15 protein-coding genes are annotated in these 13582 nt (G+C 59.5%); 3 read left to right on the top strand and 12 right to left on the bottom strand.

Translation table 11 applies throughout. The annotated features are described in order from the left end of the window. Positions 1-153 precede the first annotated feature (153 nt). Complete coding sequence (locus BUE38_RS03740) at positions 154-444, top strand: hypothetical protein (RefSeq protein WP_073433627.1); 291 nt, start codon at positions 154-156, stop codon at positions 442-444. A 14-nt stretch (positions 445-458) separates the two neighbouring features. Then, a complete protein-coding gene (gene ppnN / locus BUE38_RS03735; protein ID WP_073433626.1) occupies positions 459-1829 on the top strand; it encodes a nucleotide 5'-monophosphate nucleosidase PpnN in 1371 nt (456 codons plus the stop codon). Positions 1830-1957: 128 nt separating this feature from the next. Here ppnN and BUE38_RS03730 read toward each other — a convergent pair whose 3' ends face one another. Together BUE38_RS03730 and BUE38_RS03725 are read right to left on the bottom strand one after the other, a co-directional pair. Continuing rightward, positions 1958-2344 carry a hypothetical protein gene (locus BUE38_RS03730; protein ID WP_073433625.1) on the bottom strand — a complete coding sequence of 129 codons (387 nt, stop codon included), beginning with the start codon at positions 2342-2344 and terminating at the stop codon, positions 1958-1960. Next, entirely contained in the window at positions 2344-2808 is a 465-nt protein-coding gene (locus BUE38_RS03725) for a flavodoxin domain-containing protein (protein ID WP_073433624.1), read from the bottom strand. Before BUE38_RS03725 ends, BUE38_RS03730 begins: the two co-directional genes overlap by 1 nt. 175 nt (positions 2809-2983) lie before the next feature. Here BUE38_RS03725 and BUE38_RS03720 point away from each other — a divergent pair, with 175 nt between their 5' ends. Further along, on the top strand, positions 2984-3190 hold the full coding sequence (locus BUE38_RS03720; protein ID WP_073433797.1) for a DUF2788 domain-containing protein: 207 nt from the start codon (positions 2984-2986) through the stop codon (positions 3188-3190). A 16-nt stretch (positions 3191-3206) separates the two neighbouring features. On the opposite strand, the gene BUE38_RS03715 is transcribed toward BUE38_RS03720, so the two are convergent. The 10 genes from BUE38_RS03715 to BUE38_RS03670 all read right to left on the bottom strand — a co-directional run bounded on the left by BUE38_RS03715 (position 3207) and on the right by BUE38_RS03670 (position 13561). Beyond that, on the bottom strand, positions 3207-4367 hold the full coding sequence (locus BUE38_RS03715; protein ID WP_073433623.1) for an AAA family ATPase: 1161 nt from the start codon (positions 4365-4367) through the stop codon (positions 3207-3209). Between the two features lie 108 nt (positions 4368-4475). Further along, positions 4476-4814, bottom strand: coding sequence for an integration host factor subunit alpha (ihfA, locus tag BUE38_RS03710; protein WP_255320719.1), 339 nt, complete (start codon positions 4812-4814; stop codon positions 4476-4478). Positions 4815-4830: 16 nt separating this feature from the next. Beyond that, on the bottom strand, positions 4831-7212 hold the full coding sequence (gene pheT, locus BUE38_RS03705; RefSeq protein WP_073433622.1) for a phenylalanine--tRNA ligase subunit beta: 2382 nt from the start codon (positions 7210-7212) through the stop codon (positions 4831-4833). Positions 7213-7245: 33 nt separating this feature from the next. Next, a complete protein-coding gene (pheS, locus tag BUE38_RS03700) occupies positions 7246-8265 on the bottom strand; it encodes a phenylalanine--tRNA ligase subunit alpha (protein ID WP_073433621.1) in 1020 nt (339 codons plus the stop codon). 192 nt (positions 8266-8457) lie between these two features. Further along, a complete protein-coding gene (rplT, locus tag BUE38_RS03695; protein ID WP_073433620.1) occupies positions 8458-8811 on the bottom strand; it encodes a 50S ribosomal protein L20 in 354 nt (117 codons plus the stop codon). A 36-nt stretch (positions 8812-8847) separates the two neighbouring features. Beyond that, positions 8848-9042: a 50S ribosomal protein L35 gene (gene rpmI / locus BUE38_RS03690; protein ID WP_021817420.1), complete on the bottom strand. Its 195-nt coding sequence runs from the start codon at positions 9040-9042 to the stop codon at positions 8848-8850. A gap of 87 nt (positions 9043-9129) precedes the next feature. After that, positions 9130-9669, bottom strand: a complete 540-nt coding sequence (gene infC / locus BUE38_RS03685; protein WP_073433619.1) for a translation initiation factor IF-3 — start codon at positions 9667-9669, stop codon at positions 9130-9132. Positions 9670-9732: 63 nt separating this feature from the next. Further along, positions 9733-11631 (bottom strand): threonine--tRNA ligase, encoded by a 1899-nt coding sequence (gene thrS, locus BUE38_RS03680; RefSeq protein WP_073433618.1) that lies wholly within the window; start codon positions 11629-11631, stop codon positions 9733-9735. A 339-nt stretch (positions 11632-11970) separates the two neighbouring features. Further along, positions 11971-12777, bottom strand: coding sequence for an OmpA family protein (locus tag BUE38_RS03675; protein WP_073433617.1), 807 nt, complete (start codon positions 12775-12777; stop codon positions 11971-11973). A 316-nt stretch (positions 12778-13093) separates the two neighbouring features. Next, positions 13094-13561 (bottom strand): DUF2489 domain-containing protein, encoded by a 468-nt coding sequence (locus BUE38_RS03670; protein ID WP_073433616.1) that lies wholly within the window; start codon positions 13559-13561, stop codon positions 13094-13096. Between the last annotated feature and the right edge of the window lie 21 nt (positions 13562-13582).

Genomic DNA, 13582 nt, shown 5'->3' with positions numbered 1-13582 from the left:
TCGGCCAGTCCGGGAAAGCGCATATATTCTACCACTTTGCTGCATCTCCGGCAGCGCTGCCCGCGGGCCTGCCGCTCGTGTTAGCATCGACATCAGCCAATTCGTACAGCACTGGCTGTATAAACCTGTTTGACCCGTTCGAGAGCCCTTTTTATGTCTGACCCTATCGCCGCCCGCGCCGACGCCATCCATGAAGCCCTGTTGTCCATGGAGCGAGAGGCCGGCGCCGACGACCTCTTTCCGCTGGGCTATCTCATTCCGCAGGTCCTGCTCGTCGTCGATCAACTCGACTACGATCCAACGGATGTGGACGGCGAGGAATTCGACGCCGTCTTTCATGATTGGCTGGACGATACCTTTGCCCAGGACGGCATGAGCGAAACCGACCAGACCGCCGTTCGCCAATTCTTCAACCAGGCGTGCCAACAGGCCAGCACGCCCTGACAAGGAAGCCACCAATGCCAGAGACCATTTCTGCCACCATTTCCCCGGAAGGCAGTCTTGAAATCCTCTCCCAGCACGAGGTCAACCGCCTGCGCGACACCTCTCAGACTGGCCTGCACGAAATCCTGCGCCGCTGCGCCCTGGCAGTGCTGAACTCGGGGAATCCCATGGATGATGGTCTCGCCCTGCTCGAGACCTACCCTGACTTCGATATCGAAGTACAGCAGCAGGACAGAGGTGTGCGCCTCAAGCTGACCAGCGCACCTGCCGAGGCCTTCGTCGATAGGCGTATGATTCGCGGTATCCGCGAGCACCTCTCGTCCGTACTTCGCGACATTGTCTACGTCTACAACGAGATCCAGAGCCACGACCGCTTCGACCTTTCCACCGGCGAAGGCACCACCAACGCCGTGTTCCATATCCTGCGCAAGGCCGGGACGCTCAAACCGGGCCTGGACCCCAGTCTGGTGGTCTGCTGGGGCGGTCACTCGATCTCACGCGAGGAATACGATTACACCAAGCACGTGGGCTACCAACTTGGCCTGCGTGACCTCGACATCTGTACCGGCTGCGGTCCGGGCGCAATGAAGGGGCCCATGAAGGGCGCCAACGTCGCCCACGCCAAACAGCGATATCGCGCGGGACGCTACCTGGGGGTATCGGAACCCGGCATTATCGCCGCCGAGGCCCCCAACCCCATCGTCAATGAGCTGGTGGTGATGCCGGATATCGAGAAGCGTCTCGAAGCCTTTGTACGACTGGGACACGGTATCATCGTTTTTCCCGGAGGCGTGGGAACTGCCGAGGAGATTCTCTATCTACTCGGCATTCTGCTGCACCCCGACAACGCCGACATGCAACTACCATTGATCTTCACCGGACCACAGAGTGCTGCAGACTATTTCGAGCGCATTGACGAATTCCTGGTCTACACCCTCGGTGAGTCCGTACGTAGCCTGTATCGCATCATCGTCGATGACCCGGCTGCTGTGGCAAGGGCCATGCGCGCCGACATCGACAAGGTCAGCGAATACCGCCGCTCACGTCAGGATGCCTTCCACTTCAACTGGCGGCTGACCATTGCTCGCGATTTTCAGGAACCCTTCACTCCGACCCATGAGGCCATGGCGTCGTTGGCGCTGCGTCGCGAGCTGCCCAAGCATGAGCTGGCGGCCAATCTACGCCGCGCCTTCTCGGGTATCGTCGCCGGCAACGTCAAGGAACAGGGGCTACGCGCCATCGAGGCCCATGGCCCATTCCGCCTGCATGCCGATGCCGACCTGATGGCTCGGCTGGATGACCTGCTGACATCCTTTGTGGCCCAGGGTCGCATGAAGCTCACCGGTGACTACGTGCCCTGCTATACCCTGGGCAGCGCCGTTTGAGCCGGTAGTCCTCACCAATGCGCTATTCGCTATTACAGTAACGACAAACGACAGCGGCCCGAGTCCAGAAGACTCGGGCCGCTTCGTTCCACCTGAAACCTGTTGATTGAACCTGACAGGATGTCGTCTCAATCCTTGCGTGCGAACACCAGAACGATGGCATGCAACAGTACACCGGCAGTCGCTCCCTGAGACAGGGTGGCAAATCCCAGCGGCACACCTCCACCCACCGTCTTCCAGGCAATCATGCCAAGCATGCCGACCACCAGGCAGCCAAACAGGGTGAACAGCAGACGCAGAAAGCGTGAACGTCCCGAGCCATCGAGAAACCACCACTGTACTACGCTGGCAATCGCCAGCACCGCGAGGACAATCCAGCCAAGCGTTTCCCGAGTGGCATGTCCAGCCACGGAGTAACGCGGCAGGGTGAACGCCAGCACCACCATCAGCCCGACCATCAGGCTCAAGCGTGCCGGGCTGGCCACTTTCCGACCGGAGATTCCTGTGCCACTCATCAGGCCACCTTGAGGTTCTGTGCGCTGATCCAACCCTCGACCCAAGGCAAGGCCGCATCATCAGCCATGAAGGTTTCCATGGCATCGATCTCGAGGCGCTCATCGAGCCGTGTCGCACCCTGATCCCGGAGAATCTCGTCAAGGCGCCTTCCGGCGCCGCAGAAGGTGTCGCCGTAGGAGCTGTCACCCATGGCAATCAGGCCATACCGCAGGTTCGGCAGGCCTGGACTCTGGTCCTGCAATTCTCTGACGAAGGGGACGAAGTTCCCGGGAAAATCACCGCTTCCTGTGGTCGACACACAGAACAGCGCCAGGTCGGTATCCTCCCCGGTGATATCCGCGAGGCCGGGCTGGTCGAGTATCTGCACCTCGTAACCGGCATCCTCGAACAACGGCTTGACCTGTTCGGCCACGTCCAGCGCACCACCATACATGGTGCCGACAAGTATCTTGAGAGTAGGCATGTGAGGCTAGGCTTATAGAAGAATGGGCTGAAAAATCTGGGCAGATTCTACCATGCCCTCCCTGGTCGGCGCACTCGCCCCACAGTCTGTCCTCAGGACCGCCACGCTGCAGGGCAACCACCATTCAGGCTACCATGGCGTCATCGTCCCCTTTGATCTACACCAGGAACCTGCCATGCGAGAGACCTTTGACGCCTGGATCACCCCGATCATGATCGGCGCACTCATGCTGTTCATGTGCTTCATCATCCTCGACCTGGCACGCAGATCGAAGGCTGGCCGCTTCGGCACCCTGATGATGTTCGTCGTGTTGGGCGCCGGCATGCTCGGCTATGTGTTCAAGGTGGTGATTACGTGGTGGCTGGAGCAACAGGGTATCTGAAGTCCTGACCGGCAAGTCACGGCCAGTGCCAGGTAGGCATATCCAGAATGCCGCGACCGAGGATCTGCGTCTCGCCCAACTGCTTGTCCAGCTCGATCGCGTGACAGCGCTGCGAGCCGTTGAGCGCCGCCACCAGTCGAGTGGAATGAGTTACTACCCATAACTGTGTGGCCTCACTGGCGCGAATGATCAACCTGGCGAGTGCCGGCAGCAGATCAGGATGAAGGCTGTTCTCCGGCTCGTTGAGCACCATCAGAGATGGCGGGCGTGGCGTCAGCAATGCGGCCATCAACAACAGGTAGCGCAGGGTGCCATCGGAAAGCTCAGCGCTGGACAACGGCCGCAGCAGACCATGCTGGTGGAAGCCCAGCGCAAGACGACCGCCCCCTATGGTATCAATCTGCACATGCGCACCAGGAAAAGCATCCTCGATGGCCTCATCGAGAGCGCTCGAATCGCCGACTTCACGAATGGTCTGCAGTGCTGCGATGAGGTCACGACCATCGTGATGCAACACCGGAGTGCGCGTTGCCAACGGCACCTGTCGAGCCGGCGCTTCCGGGTCGGTACGAAACTGGTCGTAGAAGCGCCAGTTGCGAATTCGTTCACGCAGCTCCAGCACCAATGGCGTCGCCCGCGCATCTGCGAGCTGGCTGAACAGGCTATCAAAACTGGCAAGCTGTTCACTGGCAACGACCCAGCGCCGCCCTTCCCGCACCTTGACCAGTGGTCCACGCCGATCCACCACGGCACTGGCTGGTCGCCAGGCGCTGCCCACCCAGATGGCTTCGCGTTTGATCTCGGGGTCGAGATTGAAAAGACTGGTCGCATCCGGCCTTGGCAGCCCCAACTCGATCAGATAACCGAAATCCTCGGCACTGAAACCGAGCTTGAGGCGCACCGCCTGCTGACGTGGCCCGCCCTGAATCGCTTCTCGGCCCTCACGCATACTACGCGAGAACTGTTCAGGGCCCGCCCAGAAACAGGATGGCAATCCGCCCTCACAGGCCAGCGCCGACACCACGTCGCCCTGGGCGGTGGCCGCGAGCAGACGCAAGGAACGATAAAGGTTGGATTTGCCGCTGCCGTTGGCACCGGTAATGACATTGAGCGCGCCCAGTTCGACTCGCAGGTCACGCAGCGAGCGATAGTTGGATACCGCCAGCGAAATCAGCATGGTGCGGCTCCCACTCAATGGACATATTCAACGATCAGAAGGAATAGGCAACAACAACAGCGCCGCCTCCCTGAAGGAGGGGCGCTGTCGAGGTCTTGCCTCCTGTGGTCAGGAGTCGGGGTGCCCGACCTGACTCTTGAGCTTCTGCCCGGGGCGGAAGGTCACCACACGACGGGCGGAGATCGGAATCTCCTCGCCGGTTTTCGGGTTGCGCCCTGGCCTCTCACGCTTGTCGCGCAGATCAAAGTTGCCGAATCCGGACAACTTGACCTGTTCGTTCTCGCGCAGGCACCCGCGGATTTCCTCGAAGAAAGCCTCCACCATGGACTTCGCTTCCCGCTTGGAAAGACCGAGTTCGGTGTGCAGATGCTCAGCCAGTTCAGCCTTGGTCAACGCTCCCATGTTGTCGTCCTCATGGTGATGGTCTTGCCACCCCTCAGCGCTCATATACTGCTCCTTGCACTCAGGCTCTCAGCTCTGCTTGCAGGCGCCGTCGAGCCGTGGTCACGATGGCATCGACCAACTGATTGATTTCCTCGTCATTTAGCGTGCGCGAAGGATGCTGCCAGGTCAAGCCCAGAGCGACACTCTTATGCTGATCCGCAACTCCCTTGCCCTGATACACGTCAAAAAGCGCCACATCCGTCAGCCATTCCCCGGCCTCGCTACGTACAGCGTCCATCAACGCCTGAACCGGCGTGGTTTCTGCCACGACGAAGGCCAGGTCGCGACGTACCTCAGGATAACGCGACAATGGAGTAAACGCCGGGATACGTCCTTCGGTCAGCGCATCGAGACGCACTTCAAACAGAATGGCCTCTGCCTTCAGGCCCAGTTTGGCACGCGCCGCAGGGTGCAGAGCCCCGATCCAGCCGGCTTCCTGACCACGATGCAGGACGCGAGCACATTGGCCCGGATGCAGTGATGGATGCTCGCCCGGCTCGAATCGCCAGGCCGAAGCGTCACCGGCAACGCCCAGAAGGCTCTCCAGATCTCCCTTCAGATCAAAGAAGTCGACCTTGTCACGACCACCGGTCCAGCCTTCGGGCAATTGCGACCCACATACCAGAGCGCCGAGCATGGGAATCTGCTCGAGATGATCAAGCTCACCACGGAACACCAGCCCGCTCTCGAATAGTCGCACACGACTCTGCTGACGGTTGAGGTTGTGCTCCAGCGCACGAATCAGCCCCGGAAACAGGCTGGCCCGCATCACCGATAGGTCGGCAGAGATCGGGTTGGCCAGCACTGGTGACTTCGCCTCGGGCAACAGCGTCTTCTGCAGCTCAGGGGCAACGAAGCTGTAGGTAATGGCTTCCTGGTAGCCACGGGCAGTCATCTGGCGACGCAGACGGGCCAGCGGAGTACGCGACTCGGCCTCGGGCTCCAGCGCCAGACGCACGGCTGGACGGCGCACCGGCAATCGGTTGTAGCCATGAATTCGCGCAACTTCCTCGATCAGATCCTCTTCGATGCTGATATCGAAACGCCAGCTCGGCACCTTGACCGTCCAACCCTTGTCCACGACCTCGACAACCATGCCGAGGCGCTCGAGAATCTCGGCGACTTCAGCGTTGTCGAGCCGCTTGCTCAAGGCAGCGGCGAGACGCTCTTCACGCAGGGTGACCTCACGTCCACGCGGCAGATGCGCGTCGTTAACCTGTTCATTGAGAGGACCCGCCTCTCCACCACAGATATCGATCAGCAATTGGGTCGCACGCTCAATGGCGCGCCGCGTCATCTCGGGATCGACTCCCCGTTCGAAGCGGTGCGAGGCATCGGTATGCAGGCCATAGGAGCGCGCCTGACCAGCCACAGAAAGCGGCGTAAAGAAGGCACCCTCAAGGAAGATGTCCCGCGTCGCGGTGCTGACCCCGGAGTGCTCACCGCCCATGACCCCAGCGATGGCCAGAGGTCCCTTCTCGTCGGCGATGATCAGAGTGCCGGCATCCAGCTTGACCTGTTGACCGTCGAGCAGCATCAGCTCCTCTCCCTGACGGGCAAGGCGCACGACCACAGCCCCGTCGAGGTTGGCCAGATCGAAGGCGTGTAGCGGCTGCCCCAACTCGAGCATGACGTAGTTGGTCACATCGACCGCCGGATCGATGGCACGAATCCCGCTGCGCCGCAGATGCTCCACCATCCAGGTTGGTGTCTCGGCGCTGATGTCGACCCCCTTGATGACACGACCGATATAGCGCGGGCAGCGTTCAGCATCCTCGACCCTGACCGGGAAGGTCTCGTCATGCCCAACAGCAACATCCAAGCCTTCCGGCGCATTCAGCGGTAGACGGTTGAGAACCCCCACTTCCCGCGCCAGACCCAGCACACTGAGACAATCACCGCGATTGGGCGTCAGATCAACTTCAATGGTGTGGTCGTCGAGGTTGAGGTACTCACGCAGGCAGGTGCCCACAGGAGCCTCGTCAGGCAGAACCAGAATACCTTCCGACGTGCCCTCCTCAAGCCCCAGCTCCGAGGCTGAGCAGATCATGCCGAAGGACTCGACTCCGCGCAGTTTGGCCTTTTTGATCTTGAAATCGCCCGGCAGCACAGCGCCAACCTGAGCGAAGGGAATACGCTGCCCTATGGCGACGTTGGGCGCACCACAGACCACTTGCACGGTCTCGCCACTGCCGTCCTGCACCTGGCAGACATTCAGCTTGTCCGCATCGGGGTGCTGAACCTTGTCGACGACCTCACCGACCACCACTCTGGTGAAATCTGCCGCGACCGGCTCCACTGCATCGACTTCCAGACCCGCCATGGTGATCTGATCGGCCAGACCCTGGGTCGAAAGCTGCGGCGAGACCCATTCGCGCAGCCACTGTTCGGAAACTTTCATTTCGGCTCCTGTTGCTTCTGTTGCTGGCGAATGTCAGTGAAACTGCTTGAGGAAGCGCAGATCATTCTCGAAGAACAGGCGCAGATCGTTGACACCATAGCGCAGCATGGCCAGACGCTCCGCACCCATACCGAAGGCAAAGCCGGTATAGCGCTCGGCGTCAATGTCGCCATGGCGGAACACTTCCGGATGCACCATTCCACACCCCATGACTTCGAGCCAACCGGTGTGGGAGCACACACGACAGCCGTCGCCGGAGCACATCACGCACTCGATATCGACTTCAGCCGAAGGTTCGGTGAACGGGAAGTAGGACGGACGGAAGCGTACAGAGAGGTCATCACGCTCGAAGAAGGCGTGAAGGAAATCCTCGATAGTCCCCTTGAGATCCGCGAAACTGACGCCCTCATCGACCAGCAGGCCTTCCACCTGGTGGAACATCGGGGTATGAGTCAGATCCGAGTCACTGCGATAGACACGGCCTGGGCAGACGATACGAATTGGCGGCTCACCGGCCTTCATGGTCCGCACCTGTACCGGCGAAGTGTGGGTGCGCAGCAACCGTGTGGCATCGAAATAGAAGGTATCCGCCATACCTCGCGCCGGATGATGAGCCGGAATATTCAGGGCTTCGAAGTTGTGATAGTCATCCTCGAGCTCCGGGCCAACGGCAACGTCGTAACCGATACGCCGGAACAGCGATTCGATACGCTCCAGGGTACGGGTCACGGGATGCAGGCCACCCGTGGGCTGACCGCGCCCGGGCAGAGTGACATCGACACGCTCTGCCGCCAGGCGTGCTTCCAGCTCCGCCCGGGCCAGCGCTTCGCGCTGTGTGTCGAGTTCCTGTGCCAGCGCCTGCTTGGCCTGGTTGATCTGCTCGCCGGCTGCCGGACGCTCCTCGGGCGGCAGCTTGCCAAGCCCCTTGAGCAACGCCGTCAACTCACCCTTCTTGCCCAGATAACGCACTCGAATCTCGTCGAGCGCCACCATGTTGTCTGCGGCCGTGATGGCCTCGCGAGCCTGTTGAACCAATACAGGTAGATGGTCCATCCGTAGAGCTCCGATGTCGTTGGTCTTGCAATCTAGTATGTATCGATCATCCCAACCTACCCATTGTCACCAGTCTGTACTCGGTCACTGGGCCAGGCAAAAAAACAGGGGAAGAGCGGCTGCTCTTCCCCTGGGACGATCATGCTTCGGCATCCCCTGCTTTCAGGGATGCGACGCGCTAATCGGACGCGCTTACTGGGCAGCCTTGGCCTTTTCCACGATGGCAGCAAATGCAGCCTTCTCGTGAACAGCCAGGTCAGCCAGGACCTTACGGTCGATTTCGATGCCAGCCTTCTTCAGGCCACCAACGAAGCGGCTGTAGGACAGGCCGTGCAGGCGGGCACCAGCGTTGATACGCTGAATCCACAGGGCACGGAACTGACGCTTGCGCTGGCGACGGTCACGATAAGCATACTGGCCGGCTTTGATGACGGCCTGCTTGGCCACGCGGAAAACGCGCGAACGGGCACCGTAGTAACCCTTGGCCTGCTTGAGAATCTTCTTGTGACGACGACGGGCGACGACACCACGCTTGACACGAGTCATAGCACTCTCCTGACGTTAATTAAGTTTCACCAAGGATCAGATGTACGGCAGCATGCGACGCACGAGTGCCTTGTCGGCATCGTGGATCTGCTGCATGCCACGCAGCTGACGCTTACGCTTGGTGGACTTCTTGGTCAGAATGTGGCTACGGAAAGACTGCTTATGCTTGAAACCATTGGCAGTCTTCTTGAAGCGCTTGGCTGCGCCACTGTTGCTCTTGATTTTCGGCATGAGGATAAACTCCGCTCGATATTTTTTAGAAAACCCGGGGCCTATTGCCGGCCGTGAGACCGGCAATCCGTTCAACTGGCCGTCGGATCACTTCTTCTTGGGGGCAATGATCATGATCATCTGGCGCCCTTCCATCTTGGGGAAGGCTTCCACTGTCCCGATCTCTTCGAGATCCGAGGCAATGCGTTCCATCAGCTTGCGGCCGAGGTCCTGGTGCGCCATTTCACGCCCGCGAAAACGCAGGGTGACCTTGCCCTTGTCGCCACCTTCGAGGAAACGAATCAGGTTTTTCAGCTTGACCTGATAGTCACCCTCGTCGGTGCCAGGCCGGAATTTGACTTCCTTGACCTGAATCTGCTTCTGCTTCTTCTTCTGAGCAGCCTTCTGCTTCTTCTGCTCGAAGACGAACTTGCCGTAATCCATGATCTTGCAGACGATAGGATCGGCGTTGGAAATCTGGACGAGATCCATCCCTTCGGCTTCGGCACGCTCGAGAGCTTCGCTGGTGTCAACGATGCCCAACTGTTCGCCGTCGCTCGCGATCAGGCGAACCTGATCCTCGGTGATGCGCTCGTTCATTGGCGGACGCTTTTCCTGGGGGCGTCCTCTTGGGTTGCTACGCTTGATGGTTGCGTCTCCACTTTAGCCTTGGAAGATGTCGAACGGGCGGCGGCCACATGCCGCCTACCCTCAATACCGCTCGGCCTGGACTCTCTCGATGAAGGCATCCACCGTCATGGTGCCCAGATTTTCACCGCTGCGCGTTCGCACAGCCACCGAGTCGGCCTCGACTTCCTTATCTCCGACGACAAGAAGATAAGGGACCTTCTGCAACGTATGCTCGCGGATTTTAAAGCCGATCTTCTCGTTCCTCAAGTCCGACTTGACGCGTAAGCCAAGATTCTGCAAGCGAGAGGTCAAGGCTTCGGCATATTCGCGTTGAGCATCGGTGATGATCATCACCACTGCCTGCTCCGGCGCCAACCACAACGGCATGGCCCCGGCATAGTGCTCGATGAGGATACCAATGAAGCGCTCCATGGAACCCACGATGGCCCGGTGCAGCATGACCGGCGGCTTGCGCTCGCCCTCTTCGGTCACATACTGCGCACCGAGACGTGTCGGCATCATGAAATCAACCTGCATGGTACCTACCTGCCATTCGCGACCCAGGCAGTCCTTCATGTGATACTCGATCTTGGGACCATAGAAGGCCCCCTCGCCCGGCAGTTCCTGCCACTCGACATCGCAGGCGCTCAGGGCGCTGCGCAGAGCGTCTTCGGCACGATCCCAGACCTCATCGTCGCCGATGCGCTTGTCCGGGCGCAGGGCAATCTTGATCGCAATATCCTCGAAACCGAAGTCACTATAGACCTTCAGGGCCTGCCGATGGAAGCTGGTAACCTCCGATTCGACCTGAGCTTCGGTACAGAAGACGTGACCATCGTCCTGGGTAAAGGCCCTTACCCGCATGATACCATGCAGCGCGCCGGACGGCTCGTTGCGATGACAACCACCGAACTCACCGAAACGTACCGGCAATTCGCGATAGCTACGCAGCCCGGAATTGAAGACCTGGACATGGCCAGGGCAATTCATCGGCTTGAGTGCATACTCGCGTTTTTCCGACTCGGTGAAGAACATGCCATCGGCATAGTTGTCCCAGTGACCGGACTTCTTCCACAGCGAGACATCCATGATCTGCGGGCAGCGAATTTCCTGATAGCCGCCTTCCTTGTAGACGCCACGCATATACTGCTCGACCACCTGCCACAGCGTCCAGCCATTGGGGTGCCAGAACACCATCCCCGGCGCCTCTTCCTGCATGTGGAACAGGTCCAGACGGCGAGCCAGCTTGCGGTGATCGCGCTTCTCGGCTTCCTCGAGACGCTGGATATATGCCTTGAGCTGCTTCTTGTCGCCCCAGGCAGTGCCATAGATACGTGTCAGCATGGCGTTCTCGGCGTTGCCGCGCCAATAGGCACCAGCCAGCTTGGTCAGCTTGAACGCCTTGAGATGCCGTGTATTGGGCACATGGGGCCCACGACACATATCGGTATATTCCTGGTGATGATAGAGACGAATGGTCTCACCCTCGGGAATCCCGCGCACGAGTTCCTGCTTGTAGGGTTCATCACGCTCAACGAAGGCAGCCAACGCCTTGTCGCGATCAACATACTCGCGAACAACGTCATACTCTTCGTCAATCAGCTGCTTCATTCGGGCTTCGATGGCCTCGAGATCCTCGGGGGTCACCGATCTACCGAAATCGATATCGTAATAGAACCCATCCTCGATCACAGGCCCGATGGCCATGTGAGCTTCCGGGTATAACTGCTTGACGGCATGACCAATCAGGTGGGCACAGGAGTGACGAATGATCTCCAGACCGTCTTCATCACGAGCGGTGATGATATCCACTCGAGCATCACGCTCGATCACATCGGCAGCATCTACCAGTACGCCGTCAATACGGCCAGCAATACAGGCCTTGGCCAGGCCGGGGCCGATACTGGCGGCCAGATCCATGATGCTCAGGGGTTCGTCGAAGGTTCTCTGACTGCCATCAGGCAGTGTCACGATGGGCATGAAAGCTTGTCCTTGTGCAGCAGTGGTGATCCATACCAGGGACCACATGCCGCCATCAGATGGATTCGAGGAGTTGAAACAGCGACATAGCGTACCAGAAACAGCCCCTCAGAGGCTATCGCCAATCACCATCCTCCTGCCCTAGCGCCGAATCATGAAGGACCAACACCGGCCTGCCCCGAGCGCGACGTCCCCCTCGTGGAACGCTCCAGGTCGTGCATACAGCACACACGACAACGGGGCGCCCGAAGGCGCCCCGTCTTTCATCGCTCCGGCCAGAGGCCGGCAGAATCTCCTTAACCCGGCCACTGGCCGGTGGAAACCCGGTTCATGGCAATATTACTGCCACTCACCCAGCTCAACGCGACGGTTCTCGGCACGGCCTGCATCGGTCTCGTTGGACGCGATCGGCTGCTCTTCACCGTAACCCACAGCACGCATGCGGCTCGGGTCGATGCCCTGGCTGGCCAGGAAGCGAGCAACAGAAGCGGCACGCTCCTGAGACAGCTTCTTGTTGTACTCGGCAGAACCGGTAGAGTCAGTGTGACCCTCGATGACAACGCCAACGTTCGAGTTGTTGCGCAGCGGCTCGGCCACACCCAGCAGCACTTGCTCAGCCTGCGGAGTCAGAGTCGCGGAGTCGAACTCGAAGTTCACGTCACGCAGCACGAGGTCGGCTTCACAACCCAGAGCGTTGACCTTGACGCCAGCCGGAGTACCCGGGCACTGGTCCTGGAAGTCCGGCACACCGTCGCCATCGGAATCCAGCGGGCAGCCGACTGCGTCGACAGCAACGCCAGCCGGAGTACCCGGGCACTGGTCGTTTTCGTCGTAGACGCCGTCGCCATCGGAATCAACCGGAGAAGCTACCGCCGGCTCCTTGTTGGGCTCTGCACACAGCAGTGCGCCAGCAACGGTACCGAGAGTAGCGCCAACAGCAGCACCGGTGTCTTCGTCGCTCTCGCCGGAAGTACCGTAACCGATACCGCCACCGATCAGGCCGCCGGCAACGCCGCAGACGAACGGATGCTGATACCATGCCTTGTCGGCATTGGAGCTCGTATCAGTTGATGCAGAGCTGGCGCAGCCGGAAAGGCCGACAACCAGAGCAGAGCCGAGCAGCAAGCCAGTCGTTGATTTTTTCATGTAAGACTCCTTCTTTTTTGACACTCAATGCTGAATACCGGGTAACCCTGTTCTTCAGCGGGTCCAATGTTGTGCCGGACGAGAAACAGGATAGGTACCCTAATTCCCCAATGGCAAGATAAGCATGAAAAATAATGCCTGGCCAGTACCACAGCCCGGTTTTCCCACGCTTTCACAACAGCTTTGCCATGTGGCGGTATCACGCAGCAGCCAGCCTATTGTGCGACCCAGTTGATGACACTTCCATATCAAGTCACCACGAGAACGCTACAAGTATACCCCCACACCGACATCTTCGAACAGTGTTCGAATTGATTCAAGTGAGACTCTCTGGGTAACGGGCCCGAAAGTCCAGTACAAACTTTGCCGCCTCCAGCACTTCCTCGCGTAAACGGTCTTCCACCGACAACCTGTGACGGTCCTCGGCGAAGCGCTGTCTGGCAGTCAATTCCTTGCGGGCGTCGTGAGTATGCAGGTGCCGGGTCTCTTCATGAACATCGGCAAAGACACGAAACTCAGAGCGCACCAATAGCGATGGATCCAGCATCTCCAGCAATACCTTGATGCGCCAGCAGCCTTCGGTGATCTCCACCTGCCCCTGAACCAGCGCTGAAGCGACCAACTCCAGATTCTCCAGGGCATTGTCCCGCGCACGACGATCCTCATCACGCCGAAAGGCTTCACGAAGAGCCACTTGTCGGCGCAGGGACATTGCGTAATACGCCAGTGCAACAATCACGACCGTGCCGATGCCGAGCAGACTCAGTGCTACGGTGTTGGACATGATTTCCCCATCACTTCAAAA

Source organism: Halomonas cupida (genome assembly GCF_900142755.1).
GTDB classification, from domain to species: Bacteria; Pseudomonadota; Gammaproteobacteria; order Pseudomonadales; family Halomonadaceae; genus Halomonas; species Halomonas cupida.
Note: the sequence above shows the minus strand (reverse complement) of the source record. Positions and strands in the feature narration are given on the sequence as shown.